Here is a 14,571-nt window from a genome sequence, read left to right as displayed (position 1 = left end):
TGAAAAAAGCTAAACTTTTTTCATTGGGTATTTTTATATTTAATTTAGTAAACTTTACCTTTTCTTAACCTTTGTTTTAATTTCTATTAAGTTTTTATCAGTATATTAATATTTGTACAAAGTACTGTATAGAAAATGTGCACTACTTTTAATATATAGATTCAATTATTATTAGAAATACTGTAAGGAGGAGATTATGACAAGGTGAAAAAGCAAGTGAAAAAAAGTGGTAGAGCAATACCGATGCGGTTAAATATTTTATTTCTATGTGTATTTTTATTATTTTCTGCAATGATTATACAGTTAGGTAAAGTGCAAATTTTCGATGGAGAGACTTATAAAAATGAAGTAGAAAAGAGAGAAAATGCAACTGTGAGCCTATCTGTCCCACGTGGGAAAATATTTGATCGAGAAGGGAATCCAGTTGTTGATAATACATCTTTACGCACAATCACGTACACAAAGATGAAAGGTGTAAAATCAGAAGATATATTAAAAACTGCAAGACAACTTGTAGACATAATTGAAATGCCGCAAGAAGATATAGATAAGTTAAATGAGACAGATAAGAAAGATTTTTGGATGCAATTAAATCCGAAACTGGCTGAAAATCTAGTATCGAAAAAAGAAATAGATACATTTAGAGAAAAGGATATTAGCGGCAAGAAGCTAGATAAAAAAATAGAAGAGTTAAAAAGAAAACGGGTTACAGATAAAAATCTTCAGGAATTAACAGAGAAAGATATAAAAGTGTTAGCTATTAAAAGTAAGATGACTTCTGGTTATCAAATGGCTCCTCAAATTATTAAAAAAGATGTTAGTGAAAAGGAATTTACTATAATTAGTGAAGGTTTAGCGAATCTCCCAGGTGTAGACGTATCGGTGGATTGGGAGAGAGTGTATGTAAATGATGGATTATTCCGATCTGTTCTTGGAAATGTTTCTAATTCCGATGAAGGATTACCAAGTGAACGATTAGATTACTACTTGGTACGTGATTATAGCCGAAATGATAGGGTTGGAAAAAGTTATATCGAGCAGCAATATGAAGATGTACTTCATGGTACAAAAAAAGAAGTAAGAAGCGTTGCTGATAAACAAGGTAATACAATTAGAACGGAAACCGTTTCTGAGGGAAAGAGCGGTAAGAATTTAACTTTAACAATAGATATGGAATTACAGAAAAAAGTAGAAGAGAGCATAGAAAAAATATTAAAGGTCTATAAAGGTTCAGAATCGATGTTGGACCGTGCTTTCGTTGTAATGATAAATCCGAAAAATGGTCAAGTATTATCAATGGCAGGGAAAAAATTAGTAGAAAAAGATGGGAAAACAGAAGTTGAAGATTATGCTTTAGGTACGATGACAAGTTCATATGAGCTTGGATCAACAGTTAAAGGTGCGACAATATTGACTGGTTTCGAAACGAAAGCTATAACACCAGGTACTTACTTTTATGATGCGCCTATGAAGTTTAAAGGAACTAAGGAGAAAAAGTCTTGGAAAGATTTCGGGAATATTGATGATCTAAGAGCTTTACAAGTTTCTTCTAACGTTTATATGTTTAATACAGCATTAAAAATTGCAGGTGTAGATTATGTGAAAAATAGTTCATTAAATATTAAACAGGAGTACTTTGATAAAATGAGGTATTATTTCAGGCAATTTGGATTAGGTGTTCCAACGGGTATTGATTTACCGAATGAAACAGCTGGACAAATTGGTAAAAAAGATAATCAACCTGGTTTTTTACTAGACTACTCAATTGGCCAGTATGACACCTATACGCCACTTCAGCTTGTACAGTATATTTCAACAATCGCAAACGGTGGATATCGAATGAAGCCACAAATTGTTCAAGAGGTAAGAGAGCAAACGTCGCAAAAAGATGAGATTGGTAAAGTGGTGCATGCAGTAGAACCAATTGTTTTAAATAAGATAGATATGAAAGAGGAATATATAAATCAAGTAAAAGAAGGATTTAGAAGGGTATTCCAAGAAGGTGATGGAACAGGAGTAAGGGCGTTCCAAAAAGCATCTTATAAGCCAGCAGGTAAAACAGGGACAGCACAGACAGTATACGGTGGAGAAAGTGATATTGGAAGAAATGAAAAAGGTGAGCGAAGAGAATGTTATAATTTAACGTTAGCAGGATATGCGCCGTATGATAATCCAGAAGTAGCATTCTCTGTAGTTGTGCCGTGGGTTATTAATGATAAATCTGGTATTAACTCTGATATTGGAAAAGAAGTTTTAGATGCTTATTTTGAATTAAAAAATAAGCGATTAACTGGCGAAGCACCAAAAACAGATGACTCTAAAGAGAATTAAAATATACGAAACGTCTCTAGCAATTATATGAACTAGAGACGTTTTTCACATACGAATAGATTAGAAATGAGGTATATATGAAGCAATTGATTCTAAAAGATCGGAGAAAAATATGTAGCTATATTTTAATTATAATAGGAATTATTTTTATTAATAAGTCATTTTTATTTTGTATGGTAGAAGGAATTTCGATGCAACCTACTTTGAATGAGAATAATCGCATACTTGTTAATAAGGCTAGCATCTATTTTTCTTCTTTTCATCATGGTGATGTTGTAATAATAAAAAAAGAAGACTCGGCTACATACTACGTGAAACGAATTATTGGATTACCGGGGAATAACATACAATTAAGAGACGATGAGGTATATATTAACGGTAAAAAGCGTGATGAGTCGTATATACAGTTAGATATGTCACAAGTATCAAATCGTTTTTCAAACTGTAGAGAAATGAAAGTTCCCACGCATAAATTATTTGTGTTAGGTGATAATCGAAATCATAGTAAAGATAGTAGGAATACGCTTGGACTAATTGATGAGTCAAATATAATAGGTAAAGTGAAGATGGTATATTATCCATTTGATCAAATAAAATGATTAAAATAATTCTATTAGATATGCACGTTTTATAAAATAAATCATATATTGATAGCATAGGACAAGCAGAAAAGCTTATCCTAACCTCACAGAACACTCCTTATCACAGTTAGGCATCTACATTTTATGTAGATGCCTTTTTCAATGTCTGATAATTATTTATCAACCTAAAGTAGTAAGTATATTGGGACTATTAAGGGAAGATTGCTTGTAATAATAACAGTACGATTAATAAGAACATTGAATTGTAGGAGTGAGAAATAAGTGATGAATATTTTAATAGTTAATTTCCCTGCAGAGGGACATGTAAATCCTACATTAAGTTTAGTAAAGTCCTTTACTGAAAGAGGTGATAACGTACACTATATTACAACGGAAAGCTTTAAGGAAAGGCTTGAAGTTTTGGGAGCCATTGTACATACTCATCCGGATTTATTAAAGGAGATTTCTATTGATAATGAAACTTCATATGGATTAAAAACTTTCTTTCATGTACATGTTCAAACTTCTTTATACATATTAGAAATTACGAAACGATTATGTAAAAGCATTAATTTTGATTTCATAGTTTATGATATATTTGGTGCTGGAGAGTTAGTAAAGGAATATTTACAAGTTCCAGGCATAGTTTCCTCTCCTATATTTTTAATTCCACCAGTATTATTGGAAACCTTGCCTTTTCATCCAAATGCAGAAATACAATTCCAACCCGATGAACTCTCTGAAAAGTTACTGTATCAAATGGAACATGAATTTGGAGTAAAGCCCAAAAATAATCTTCAATTTATGCATAATAAGGGAGATATTAGTCTCGTGTATACAAGTCGTTATTTTCAACCTAATAGCGATTCGTTCGGAGAAAACAATGTTTTTATTGGACCGAGTATTATAAAGCGCAAAACAAATGTAAAGTTTCCACTTGAATTGCTTTCAAAAAAGAAAGTTATTTATATTTCAATGGGAACACTTCTCGAAGGGATCGAACCATTTTTTAATACTTGTATTGATGCTTTTTCAAATTTCGAAGGGATTGTAGTAATGGCGATTGGTGATAGAAATGATATTTCAAAAATTAAGCAAGCGCCAGACAACTTTATTATAACCCCTTACGTACCTCAATCAGAAATATTAAGTGAAGCAGATGTTTTTATTACACATGGTGGAATGAATAGTGTGCACGATGCAATCCATTATAATGTCCCATTTGTGATAATACCGCATGATAAAGATCAACCTATGATAGCGCAAAGATTAACTGAGCTGGAGGCAGCACATAGATTATTGAAAGAGCATGTTAATGTGCAAACTTTAAAAAAGGCGGTAACAGACGTTCTTTCAAATGAAAAGTATAAACATGGCATTCGAAAACTGAATGAAAGTTTTTTAGAGTGTGGTGGTTCCAAAAGAGCCATTGCAGTTATTGATGCTCTTTTAAATAAATAGTTCGGATAATATAAAAGCATAGAGGCTCTACCTGTATGCTTTTGTATTATTATCCAGCAAATTGTACAGCAGTATTCGCATGTAAATAAGCAGTATCAAAAACAGGAACAGATAGATCATTTTGGGAAATGAGCAAAGGCATTTCCGTACAGCCAAGTAGAATTCCTTCAGCCCCATTATTAATTAATGAATTGGTAATTTGTATTAGTTTTTCTTTTGATGTTTCTGAAATAATTCCTCTACTTAATTCATTTAATATGACGTGATGGATAAAAGTTCTTTCTTCGTCATTTGGGATAATTGTCTCAATGTTATATTTTGCTAGTCGTGATGTATAAAAATCTTCTTCCATTGTTTGTTTCGTTCCTAATAATCCGATCCGTTTTATATTCTGTTCTACCATTTCTTTAGCACTTACATCACCGATATGAAGAAGTGGGATTGATATTGCTTGTTCTACTTCCTCAGCAAATAGATGTACAGTATTAGAACACATTAGTAAACATTCAGCTCCAGAGTGTTCTACTTTTTTTGCTACTGCGACTAATTCATTTTTCACTTCTTCATATTGATGATTTTGTAATAATGTAGTTACTTCACCAAAGTCCATACTATATAAAACAAGCTTCGCATTTTGATCATATTGAGAGAGAGTTAGTGTATTAATATGTTTATAATATAACGATGTTGATTCCCAACTTAGTCCGCCAATTAAGCCAATTACTTTCATCATGCATTCCTCCCGTAACAATTTTGAATTTATTATTTCATAATTCCGATAAGAATACAATGATTTAAATGAACTATTTATCGAAAAATAAAAATAGTAAGAAAAGTATTGAAATTTTTTATTGTTAGTGCCATAATACAGATTACAAATACATACTTATCCAGAGAGGTAGAGGGAACGGCCCTTTGAAGCCTCAGCAACCCCTATGTAATTACATAGGAAGGTGCTAATTCCGCAGAGGACACTATGTGTCTTTTGAAAGATAAGGGGATTCTTGTACGTGAAAGAAAATGACCTCTTATTTAAGAGGTCATTTTTTGTTGTATAGAAAGGAAGTGTCGATGCATAATTCATTTTCAAAATAAATATAGAGTATTAAAAGTTGAATAATACGAGAGGGGAATTGTAATGAACAAATTAACGACAAAGCTAGTAGTAGCTATTGGAATTGGAGCAGCTCTATACGGGGTATTAGGGCTTTGGGGATTTTCTATCGCACCGAATACATTTATTAAACCCGCATTGGCTATTTTAACAGTTTTTGGAGCGTTATTTGGCCCGGTAGCAGGATTTTTAATAGGACTCATCGGTCATACCGTTACAGATACGATCGCTGGTTGGGGTATTTGGTGGGGATGGGTTATTAGTTCAGGTATTATTGGTTTAGCAATGGGACTCATACAAAAAAGAGTTGGTTTTAGCGTAAAACATGGAACGTATAATAACCGTGATATTTCTTATTTTGCAATTGCAGGGTTAATTGGTATTGTCATAGCAATTATATTTGCTGGAGCATTCGATATTATTGTGATGGGAGAACCGTTTGACAAAATAGTTATACAAGTACTAGGCGCAACAATTGCAGACGTTATCGTATTTTTAGTTCTTGGCTTACCAATCACGATCGGTCTAGCGAAATCAAATAAGAAACATACACATTTAAAAATTGAAAAGTAGGGATGTATACATGCAACCAATTATTTCTTTTGAACAATTTACCTTTCAATATAGGCATACCACGCAGCCTACTTTAAAAGATATTACATTTCAAATATATCCTGGGGAAAAGGTACTTATCGCTGGACGAAGTGGTTCAGGTAAGTCAACATTAGCTCATTGTATAAATGGGCTAATCCCATTTTCTTACGAAGGGATAAGTACCGGTAACATTTTAATAGCTGGAAAGGATCCGAGAAAAGGTAGTGTTTTTGAACAGAGTAAACACGTAGGGACAATATTACAAGATCAAGATTCACAATTTATAGGCCTTACTGTCGAAGAGGATGTAGCATTTGCATTAGAAAACGATTGTGTAAATCAAATAGAAATGAAAAAGATTGTTACGGATTCTTTAAAAAAGGTAAGCATGCAGGACTTTCATATACAAAGTCCGCATGAATTATCAGGAGGTCAAAAACAGACAGTCTCTCTTGCAGGTCTGCTAACGACAAATGCCGATATATTATTATTTGATGAACCGTTAGCTAATTTGGATCCTGCATGTAGTTTGAATACAATAGAACTCATTAAAAATATACATGAGAAATATAATAAAACAATTGTAATTATTGAACATCGAATAGAAGAAATTTTAAACCTTGATTTAGATAAAATTATTTTAATAGATGAGGGAGAAGTTATTGCCGTTGGTTCACCGGATAGTATTTTAAATTCTAATATATTACCAAATATCGGACTAAGAGAACCTATTTATATAGAGGCGCTAAAGAAATTAAATTTTGATAGTAATAATGTTAGGGTATTTCCAATTGAAAATCTTCGTAATGCAGGCGTTCATAGCCTATTAAAGAACTGGATGCATAAGCAAGTTTCATCAAAAAACAAATATATTAAAAAAGCTTTATGCAAGATAGAAAATTTATCATTTACGTACAATAACAAACATACAGCCTTAGAAGATATCAACCTTTCAATAGGAGAGGGAGAAATAATAGCCTTATTGGGTCATAATGGAGCAGGGAAATCGACATTAGCTCATACTCTTATAGGAATAAATAAAACAAAGACTGGGAGAATAACATTCGATGGAGAAAATATAAATTGTTGGTCTATTCGTAAACGCGGGGAAGTTATTTCTTACGTTATGCAAAACCCAAATCAAATGATTACACAGCCTACTGTTTTAGAAGAGGTTTCATATTCATTACAATTAAAAAAGGTTTCTAAAGATGAGATTGAGACAAGAGTCGAAAAAGCTTTAAGAATTTGTGGATTATATCCATTTCGTAACTGGCCAATTCAGGCATTAAGCTATGGACAAAAAAAGAGGCTTACTATTGCATCTGTACTTATAACAAACCCAAAACTTATTGTATTAGATGAGCCGACAGCTGGACAAGATTATTACCATTACAAACAGTTTATGTCGTTTATTAGAAAACTGGCTGAAAGGGGCATATCCTTTATTATTATCACACACGATATGAATCTTGCTTTAGAATATGCAGATCGAGCGGTAGTTCTGCATGAAGGAAAAATTATTGCGGACAATACTGTATCTGCTGTTTTAGGGGATCAAGGAACGTTACAAAGAGCTAATCTACGGGAGATTTCATTAATAAAACTAGCTAAATTAAGCGGAATTCCAACTCCAGAAACATTTGTGAAACTTTATATTGAAGCTAATAGGAGGGAGGAATATGCATAATACGTATTTTTATCGTATGGATGGTGCAATTAAATTATCTTTATTTATATTTTGTATGACACTTACTTTTTTATTTTTTGATTTTCGTATATTGCTAATTTTATTTATTGTTGGATGTATCGGCCTCTTAATTGCAAAAATTCAATTGCGTAAAATTATAGTTATTTTCAGCGTTATATTTACATTTAGTTTATTAAATTCCGTTATGATTCTTTTCATTACGCCCACCCATGGATCGGAATTAACGGGATCGTATACCTCTTTTTTTATATAGGTTATGCAACAATTACATATGAAACTTTATTTTATGCAGCTACACTTTCATTGAAATATTTTACGTTATTACCATTTACACTTCTTTTTATTTATACAACTCATCCAAGTGAATTTGTAAGCAGCTTAAATAAATTTGCTGTTCCTTATAAAATTACATATGCAATAAATATTGCACTGCGTTATATACCAAGCATTCAGTCTGAATATATAATCATTAGACACGCGCAGGAAGCAAGAGGCGTACCTTTTGAAAAAGGAGAAGCGAGCTTGTGGATTCGTATGAAAAACCGTGTTTTAATTTTTTGGCCACTTATTATTCATTCATTAGAAAGGATTGATACTGTTTCAAATGCAATGGATTTAAGAGGTTTTGGAAAAAAGGATAAACGAACGTGGTACTATGCAAAAGACGCACAAAAGGAGGATTACATCACAATTTTTGTTGGTATTATCATTTTGATTATTGCAGTTTACTTAAAGCTGAATGTATTCCAAAACTTCTGGTACCCATTTTAAAGCACTCTCAATAGAGTGCTTTTACTAATTTTTATGAAGACATGCTCAAAAAAAGGAGATACACATACTGTATAATACGAACCAGTTAAAATGATCAACTACCTATTAGTTTTCAAACCAAAAGGAGGAGAAAATATGAGTTTCGGCGGTTCTTGTGGTTTTGGTGGAGGTTTCGCTTTATTAGTTGTGTTATTTATTTTATTAATTATTGTTGGATGTAGCTGTTGGAGCTAAGGGTACTAATTTCTAATTAGTCTCTTCTAAATGTAAATTTAAAAAACATAGCAGATACTTTTGTATCGAAATAAAAAAGGAGCCATTATGCTCCTTTTTTATTTATTATGCAACGTGCTCTCATTATTATATTTTGGGAATGTAATAGTTAAAGTAGTTCCTTTATTAACGATACTTCGGATTTTTAAACTGCCTCGCATCGTTTCAATAATTTTAACAGCAACCATCGTACCTAAACCAGTACCTTTCGTTTTTGTACTAAAATATGGTTCGCCAAATCGATTAATTTGCTCTTGCGACATTCCAACTCCACTATCTTGAATCCTTATTATGACCTTATTATTGCTAACAGTTGCAGAAATAATTAGATTACCGCCACATGGCATTGCTTCTATACTGTTTTTTATTAAATTTAAAAAACATTGATGGAAGTGCTGTGTATTACCAATAATTGTTCCCTCTGAGAACTCTTTTGTAATATTAATATTATTCATGTTACAAAAAGGCAACATCATATTAATAACTCGATTTAACTCGTGCTCCACTGAAATATGATCTAGTTTTTCTGAAGCCGGTTTGGCAAAAGTTAAGTAATCATCAATAATTGCTTGTGCACGATTTAACTCTTCAAGAATATGTTCAATATACTCATCTTTGGATTGTTGAGTTATATTGGGTGTTTTTAAAAGTTGTGTAAATCCTTTTACAACAGTCAATGGATTCCTTACTTCATGTGAAATACTTGCAGCGAGTTGGCTGACAATCTCCATTTTTTCAACTTTTATTAATTTTGATCGCATAAATATTGCATCTTTTAAAACCTCATTAAAATAGACCATAAATAATATTAAAATAGTTGGTAATAGAATGAAATAAATAATGTACAAATTATTCACTTCAAAATCTGATAGAGTTAAAACAATTACTGTTGTAAATATTGCAAGGAAAAAAGTTAAAAACATAGATGAAGTTACTTTTATTTTCCTATTGTATGTATTAAATTTTGATGATGCGAATGCTGTAATTATTAACATCGTTCCATAAACAATGATTGTTAACAGGCTAAAACCATAAAACATAAAACGTATTATTAATAAAATCATGAGTAATGCAATACCGACTGGAAATCCACCATAAAGTGTACCAATTAAAAAGGGGATTTGTCTTAAATCGTGAATATAATTTTCATCCATATAGATGGGGTACCGCATACATAAAATTAGTGGGATACTCGTACAAAGAATGATAAGTAGTTTCTTATATTTCTTCCCGAAGTACCCACTATCATAAATAAAATAAAAAACAAATATACTGCTTAAAATATAAAGAAGATTATTTAAAACATTTTGATTAATGTAAACAAAGTTCATAATACATGCCCCGTTATCCTGAATTTCAATCCCATATGTATTATACATTATAAAAGTACGTGTTTTACATGTACTTTTACAATGTATTTAGTTTTTATAGATTTTCAGTGTTATAGGCTTTTAACCATGCATTATTAAACTCTTCCATTGACGCATAGCGCTCACTACGATTTTCATTTACAGCACGGTATGCTACTTCATATAAGCCTGCACTAGCTTCCCATTTCATAAAGGAACGATCTTGCCCGCCACCTAATAGTGCGAAAGCTATAGCCCCCATATTAAATACATTAGTTTTCCCATCTATCATAGCATTAAGTTGAAACTCTTCAGGTGACATAAAACGAGATGACCCCCACATTCGTCCCAGCTTATTTACATACGGTTTGTTACTGTATAAATCAATATCACAAATTTTTGTTTCATTAGTTTTAAAGTTGTACAAAATACTACCGTCATAAAAATCAATAGCTACATAGTTTTTGTGTTCAACGTAAGTATGGAAATTAAAAATAGAATTTAATGAAACTAGCCTATTTTTAACGGATAATTTTTTATATTTATAAAATGGTGAGTTAGGATCATTATATTTTGCTGGGGGTGGGAAACTCCAGTGCGAGTGAAGACATTCACCGTCAAACCAATCGAAAATTAAAACATATCCATGTTGTACAGGGTAGTGATCAATTAAACTTATAAGAGAAACGTGTTTTAATTCATTGTATATAGTAACTGAGCTTTTTAATCTTTGTATAGCTTCATTTGTAGAAGCATTATATGCGAGTGTTTGTGCCCCTGCATATTTTATAAAGTTCTTTTTCCCATTCTTTTCAACACCAAAACTTATATTACCGGAATCTTGTTGGTCAAAAACCGCAAATACTGTACCTAGTTTTGTAAGCCAATCAAAATTATTATGTTTTTTTAGTTGGAATGTTATAATATCTAACTGAATTTTAACTGGAATATCTTTCATAATTCACCTCAAATTTAATATAATTAAGTTGTCCATTACAGTATTCGACATATTTTGTGAAATCCCTATATTTATAAGGAGGGAAGCAAATGGATGGAAAAATCATAATTAAACCGTACCAACAATATTGGCATACAGAGTTTTTAAATGAAAAAAATAAACTTGTGCCGTTACTCCATGAAGAAATTATTGCTATTGAACATATCGGAAGCACAGCCGTAGAAGGGTTAGGGGCTAAACCTCTTATTGATATGATGATCGGCGTAACAAATTTACAAATTACCGAAAATTGGAGGGAAGCCCTAGAAGAAATTGGCTATGAATATGTTCCTAAAAAAACACCTAATTGGCGTTTTTTTAGAAAAGGTAAATGGAGAGCTGGTACCCACCATTTACATGTTTATATTTATAATAGCGAGGAATGGAGGAACAACCTTTTATTTCGAGACTTTCTAATAAATCATGAGTGGGCACGTGAAGAATATAGAAAATTAAAAGAGATGCTTGCTGCTACCTATCCTTTTGATCGTGTTTCATATACAAATGCAAAAGCACCGTTTATTCAAAATATATTAGAAATGGCTAAAAAAGAAAATTAACTTACTATAAGTGGTTTACAAATTTTCATTTTATTTTAATCTTTCTTTCATGTTCCTTTCTTTTTCACTTGATACACTGCTGATTATAGAGCTTTTGAGTCAAAAGGAGATTATATAAAATGGAGAAAATACTTAGAAATAAATATTTCCATATATATGTTAAAATAATTGGTATTACTATTATTGTTTGTAGTGTAGAATTGCTATTTATTAATGTTTTGTACGGGAATGTATTAAATGTACAATGGCTAAAAAAGAAATTAGGTTCTTTAGGTGAATACGGGGTAATTATAGCTGCATCATTATGGTTCTTACGTCATATATGGTTATTTTTAAAGAAGAAACATATTCACGGATTTAAAATAATTAAAGAGCTATATCTTTTTATAAAACATTTTCACGTATTAATTGGATACGCTGTAATAGCTGTTGCGACTACTCACGGTGTTTACTTTTTAATAAAAGGAAGTCGTCATATAATACTAATATACAGTGGTATATTTTCTCTTTTAACCTTAATAACATTAGGGGTTGCGGGATTTGTTTTACAGAAATCTAATCAGAAAACAAAATTGAAGATGTATCGAAAAGCACATCAAATTATTGCAGTCATATTCGGAATAGGATTACTTATTCATTTAATCGTATAGGAGGAAGTATCGTTGCAACATATACTAATTATTGAGGATGAGGAAAGCTTAGCAGATTTTTTAGAATTAGAATTAAAGTATGAAGGATATATAGTAGATATACAACTTGATGGAAGAAAGGGATTAGAAGCAGCACTTGAAAAGAATTACGATCTCATATTACTTGATTTAATGTTACCAGGATTAAACGGACTGGAAGTATGTCGTCGATTAAGAGCAACTAAAAGTACACCTATTATTATGTTGACTGCTCGTGATAGTATTATGGACCGTGTGACAGGGTTAGATAGTGGAGCAGATGATTATCTTCCAAAACCGTTTGCAATTGAAGAACTTTTAGCACGTATGAGAGTGATTTTTAGGAGAGAAGAAAATACAGAGCAAAAGCACGCATCATTTCTTTCGTTTAAAGATCTACAGCTTCAGATTGAATCTCGAACTATAACTAAAGGAAATGAAGAAATTGAACTTACAAATAAAGAATTCGAGCTACTGCTTATGTTTATGAAAAATATTAATCGAGTTCTTACCCGTGATATTTTACTGGACCAAGTATGGGGTTATGATGCAATGGTTGAGACGAATATAGTCGATGTATATGTTCGTTATTTACGTAATAAGTTACATAGTGTGGATAAGGAGGAGTATATCCAAACAGTCCGCGGTGCTGGATATATAATGAAATGATAAAAAACATTGTGTACCGAATTCGAAATTTACCTATAAAGTGGAAATTAACACTTTGGTCCACTACACTAGTATTCATTTTGTTTATTTTGTATAGCACGTTACAATTCATTGTAATTAATAAGTGGACTATAGATTATGAACAGAAACAAATAAACAGACAATTGACAGAAATAGCGGCATATTTTCAAGATAAAAACGAAACGCTCTCGAGCAAAACATTTGAAAATAGTAAAGAATTTCTAAATAATATGATTGATAAACATCAAATGATTCGTATTATCGGAAATGATGGAAAGCCCATTGTTACTGTTTCTCGAGGTTTTAATGAAGCTTGGATAAAACCAAAACAGGTTACCCAAGATGAATCCTTAATAAAAAGACATATAGAAGATCGAATATTAGTTGAGCGCATACCAATTCAAACAAAAAAATTCACGGGAACTATTGAACTTACGAAAAACTTAGAGACATTTGATCATTTATTAAAAATTATCTTAGTGGTAATGGTCTTTGCAGGGATATGTGGATTAGTGTTTAGTTTTTTAGGCGGAATACTTATAACGAAAAAGCTTTTATCAAGTGTTCAAAACATAACGGATACGATGAAGCGTATTAAGAAAAACGGACTAAATGAAAGAGTTCCAGTACGAGAAAATAATGATGAACTCGCAAAATTATCGATTCTTTTTAATGAAATGATGGATGAAGTGGAAACTTCTTTTACACAGCAAAAACAGTTTGTAGAAGACGCATCGCATGAATTAAGAACACCATTAACAATTATTCAAGGGCACTTATCAATGCTGAATCGATGGGGGAAAAATGATCCAGCTATATTGGATAAATCTCTTCAATCCAGTTTAAAAGAAGTAGATCGATTAAATAAATTAGTTTCAGAATTGCTAGAGCTATCAAGGGCTGAATCAGAACAGATATATCCAATAGCAGCTGAACGAGTCCATGTTAATAGCGTATTAAAACAAATTACACAAAACTTTGCAATACTGCAAACTGACTTTCAATTTGATATGAAATTGGATGCAGATGAAGCGTATGTTTCAATACCATCATCTTACTTAGAACAAATAAGTATTATTGTAATGGATAATGCAGTGAAATATACAAAAGAAGCTAATAAGTATATTTGCATTGAATCAAGTATACGGTCAGGGAAAATTAAAATCCGAATAATAGATCATGGGGCAGGAATACCTGAAGCAGATTTACCATTTGTTCTTAACCGTTTTTATAGAGTTGATAAAGCGAGAAGCCGAAAACAAGGTGGAAATGGGCTAGGTTTATCAATTGCAAAAAGGCTTGTAGAAAAATATAACGGAGCTATTCAATTAGAGAGTAAAGAAAACGAAGGAACAATTGTTGCAATTACATTTCCGGATACTACACATGAATAGTTGAAGGTAAAAAATTCTTTTTGAAAATACTATTTAAAAGGAGGAATACATTTTGTATTTCCTCCTTTTTGATGCTT

The 14,571-nt window shown here is 31.7% G+C and carries 13 protein-coding genes, 1 pseudogene and 1 riboswitch; of the genes and pseudogenes, 11 read left to right on the top strand and 3 right to left on the bottom strand.

The window, feature by feature from the left end; all coding sequences use genetic code 11:
* The first annotated feature begins 204 nt into the window (after positions 1 to 204).
* The 3 genes from JFT95_RS11220 (at position 205) to JFT95_RS11210 (ending at position 4,373) form a co-directional block, all read left to right on the top strand.
* Entirely contained in the window at positions 205 to 2,331 is a 2,127-nt protein-coding gene (locus JFT95_RS11220; protein WP_201052238.1) for a peptidoglycan D,D-transpeptidase FtsI family protein, read from the top strand.
* A gap of 77 nt (positions 2,332 to 2,408) precedes the next feature.
* A complete protein-coding gene (gene lepB, locus JFT95_RS11215) occupies positions 2,409 to 2,930 on the top strand; it encodes a signal peptidase I (RefSeq protein ID WP_201052236.1) in 522 nt (173 codons plus the stop codon).
* 264 nt (positions 2,931 to 3,194) lie between these two features.
* The gene (locus tag JFT95_RS11210) at positions 3,195 to 4,373 is read left to right on the top strand and encodes a macrolide family glycosyltransferase (protein ID WP_201052235.1); all 1,179 of its coding nucleotides are present in this window, start codon (positions 3,195 to 3,197) and stop codon (positions 4,371 to 4,373) included.
* 49 nt (positions 4,374 to 4,422) lie between these two features.
* Here JFT95_RS11210 and JFT95_RS11205 read toward each other — a convergent pair whose 3' ends face one another.
* Positions 4,423 to 5,106 (bottom strand): aspartate/glutamate racemase family protein, encoded by a 684-nt coding sequence (locus JFT95_RS11205; RefSeq protein WP_201052234.1) that lies wholly within the window; start codon positions 5,104 to 5,106, stop codon positions 4,423 to 4,425.
* A 150-nt stretch (positions 5,107 to 5,256) separates the two neighbouring features.
* Positions 5,257 to 5,372, top strand: a riboswitch (SAM riboswitch).
* A gap of 139 nt (positions 5,373 to 5,511) precedes the next feature.
* Here JFT95_RS11205 and JFT95_RS11200 point away from each other — a divergent pair.
* The 4 genes and pseudogenes from JFT95_RS11200 (at position 5,512) to JFT95_RS11185 (ending at position 8,797) form a co-directional block, all read left to right on the top strand.
* Positions 5,512 to 6,060, top strand: a complete 549-nt coding sequence (locus JFT95_RS11200; protein WP_201052233.1) for an ECF-type riboflavin transporter substrate-binding protein — start codon at positions 5,512 to 5,514, stop codon at positions 6,058 to 6,060.
* A 10-nt stretch (positions 6,061 to 6,070) separates the two neighbouring features.
* Positions 6,071 to 7,771 (top strand): ABC transporter ATP-binding protein, encoded by a 1,701-nt coding sequence (locus tag JFT95_RS11195; protein ID WP_201052232.1) that lies wholly within the window; start codon positions 6,071 to 6,073, stop codon positions 7,769 to 7,771.
* Positions 7,764 to 8,563 (top strand): annotated as a pseudogene (locus JFT95_RS11190) (energy-coupling factor transporter transmembrane component T family protein). Before JFT95_RS11195 ends, JFT95_RS11190 begins: the two are co-directional and overlap by 8 nt.
* 135 nt (positions 8,564 to 8,698) lie before the next feature.
* The gene (locus tag JFT95_RS11185) at positions 8,699 to 8,797 is read left to right on the top strand and encodes a YjcZ family sporulation protein (RefSeq protein ID WP_000007808.1); all 99 of its coding nucleotides are present in this window, start codon (positions 8,699 to 8,701) and stop codon (positions 8,795 to 8,797) included.
* 98 nt (positions 8,798 to 8,895) lie between these two features.
* Here JFT95_RS11185 and JFT95_RS11180 read toward each other — a convergent pair whose 3' ends face one another.
* Entirely contained in the window at positions 8,896 to 10,215 is a 1,320-nt protein-coding gene (locus tag JFT95_RS11180; RefSeq protein ID WP_078176622.1) for a sensor histidine kinase, read from the bottom strand.
* 46 nt (positions 10,216 to 10,261) lie between these two features.
* Positions 10,262 to 11,143 (bottom strand): protein kinase family protein, encoded by an 882-nt coding sequence (locus JFT95_RS11175; RefSeq protein WP_201052230.1) that lies wholly within the window; start codon positions 11,141 to 11,143, stop codon positions 10,262 to 10,264.
* Positions 11,144 to 11,232: 89 nt separating this feature from the next.
* On the opposite strand from JFT95_RS11175, the gene JFT95_RS11170 reads away from it, so the two are divergent.
* From JFT95_RS11170 to JFT95_RS11155, 4 genes are all read left to right on the top strand, one after another.
* Positions 11,233 to 11,742, top strand: coding sequence for a GrpB family protein (locus tag JFT95_RS11170; protein ID WP_201052229.1), 510 nt, complete (start codon positions 11,233 to 11,235; stop codon positions 11,740 to 11,742).
* 119 nt (positions 11,743 to 11,861) lie between these two features.
* A complete protein-coding gene (locus JFT95_RS11165; protein ID WP_201052228.1) occupies positions 11,862 to 12,392 on the top strand; it encodes a hypothetical protein in 531 nt (176 codons plus the stop codon).
* A 12-nt stretch (positions 12,393 to 12,404) separates the two neighbouring features.
* Positions 12,405 to 13,079, top strand: coding sequence for a response regulator transcription factor (locus tag JFT95_RS11160; protein ID WP_002032425.1), 675 nt, complete (start codon positions 12,405 to 12,407; stop codon positions 13,077 to 13,079).
* Positions 13,076 to 14,494, top strand: coding sequence for a HAMP domain-containing histidine kinase (locus JFT95_RS11155; protein ID WP_201052227.1), 1,419 nt, complete (start codon positions 13,076 to 13,078; stop codon positions 14,492 to 14,494). The genes JFT95_RS11160 and JFT95_RS11155 overlap by 4 nt, the downstream gene beginning before the upstream one ends.
* The last annotated feature ends 77 nt before the right edge of the window (positions 14,495 to 14,571 follow it).

It is taken from the genome of Bacillus sp. TH17 (assembly GCF_016651125.1).
GTDB classification, from domain to species: domain Bacteria; phylum Bacillota; class Bacilli; order Bacillales; family Bacillaceae_G; genus Bacillus_A; species Bacillus_A mycoides.
Note: the sequence above shows the minus strand (reverse complement) of the source record. Positions and strands in the feature narration are given on the sequence as shown.

Excerpts from the sequence above, each read along its gene's own strand:
- lepB (WP_201052236.1), top strand. The coding sequence starts at position 2,409 with ATGAAGCAATTGATTCTAAAAGATCGGAGAAAAATATGTAGCTATATT.
- JFT95_RS11205 (WP_201052234.1), bottom strand. The coding sequence starts at position 5,106 with ATGATGAAAGTAATTGGCTTAATTGGCGGACTAAGTTGGGAATCAACA.
- JFT95_RS11200 (WP_201052233.1), top strand. The coding sequence starts at position 5,512 with ATGAACAAATTAACGACAAAGCTAGTAGTAGCTATTGGAATTGGAGCA.
- JFT95_RS11195 (WP_201052232.1), top strand. The coding sequence starts at position 6,071 with ATGCAACCAATTATTTCTTTTGAACAATTTACCTTTCAATATAGGCAT.
- JFT95_RS11185 (WP_000007808.1), top strand. The coding sequence starts at position 8,699 with ATGAGTTTCGGCGGTTCTTGTGGTTTTGGTGGAGGTTTCGCTTTATTA.
- JFT95_RS11180 (WP_078176622.1), bottom strand. The coding sequence starts at position 10,215 with ATGTATAATACATATGGGATTGAAATTCAGGATAACGGGGCATGTATT.
- JFT95_RS11175 (WP_201052230.1), bottom strand. The coding sequence starts at position 11,143 with ATGAAAGATATTCCAGTTAAAATTCAGTTAGATATTATAACATTCCAA.
- JFT95_RS11170 (WP_201052229.1), top strand. The coding sequence starts at position 11,233 with ATGGATGGAAAAATCATAATTAAACCGTACCAACAATATTGGCATACA.
- JFT95_RS11165 (WP_201052228.1), top strand. The coding sequence starts at position 11,862 with ATGGAGAAAATACTTAGAAATAAATATTTCCATATATATGTTAAAATA.
- JFT95_RS11155 (WP_201052227.1), top strand. The coding sequence starts at position 13,076 with ATGATAAAAAACATTGTGTACCGAATTCGAAATTTACCTATAAAGTGG.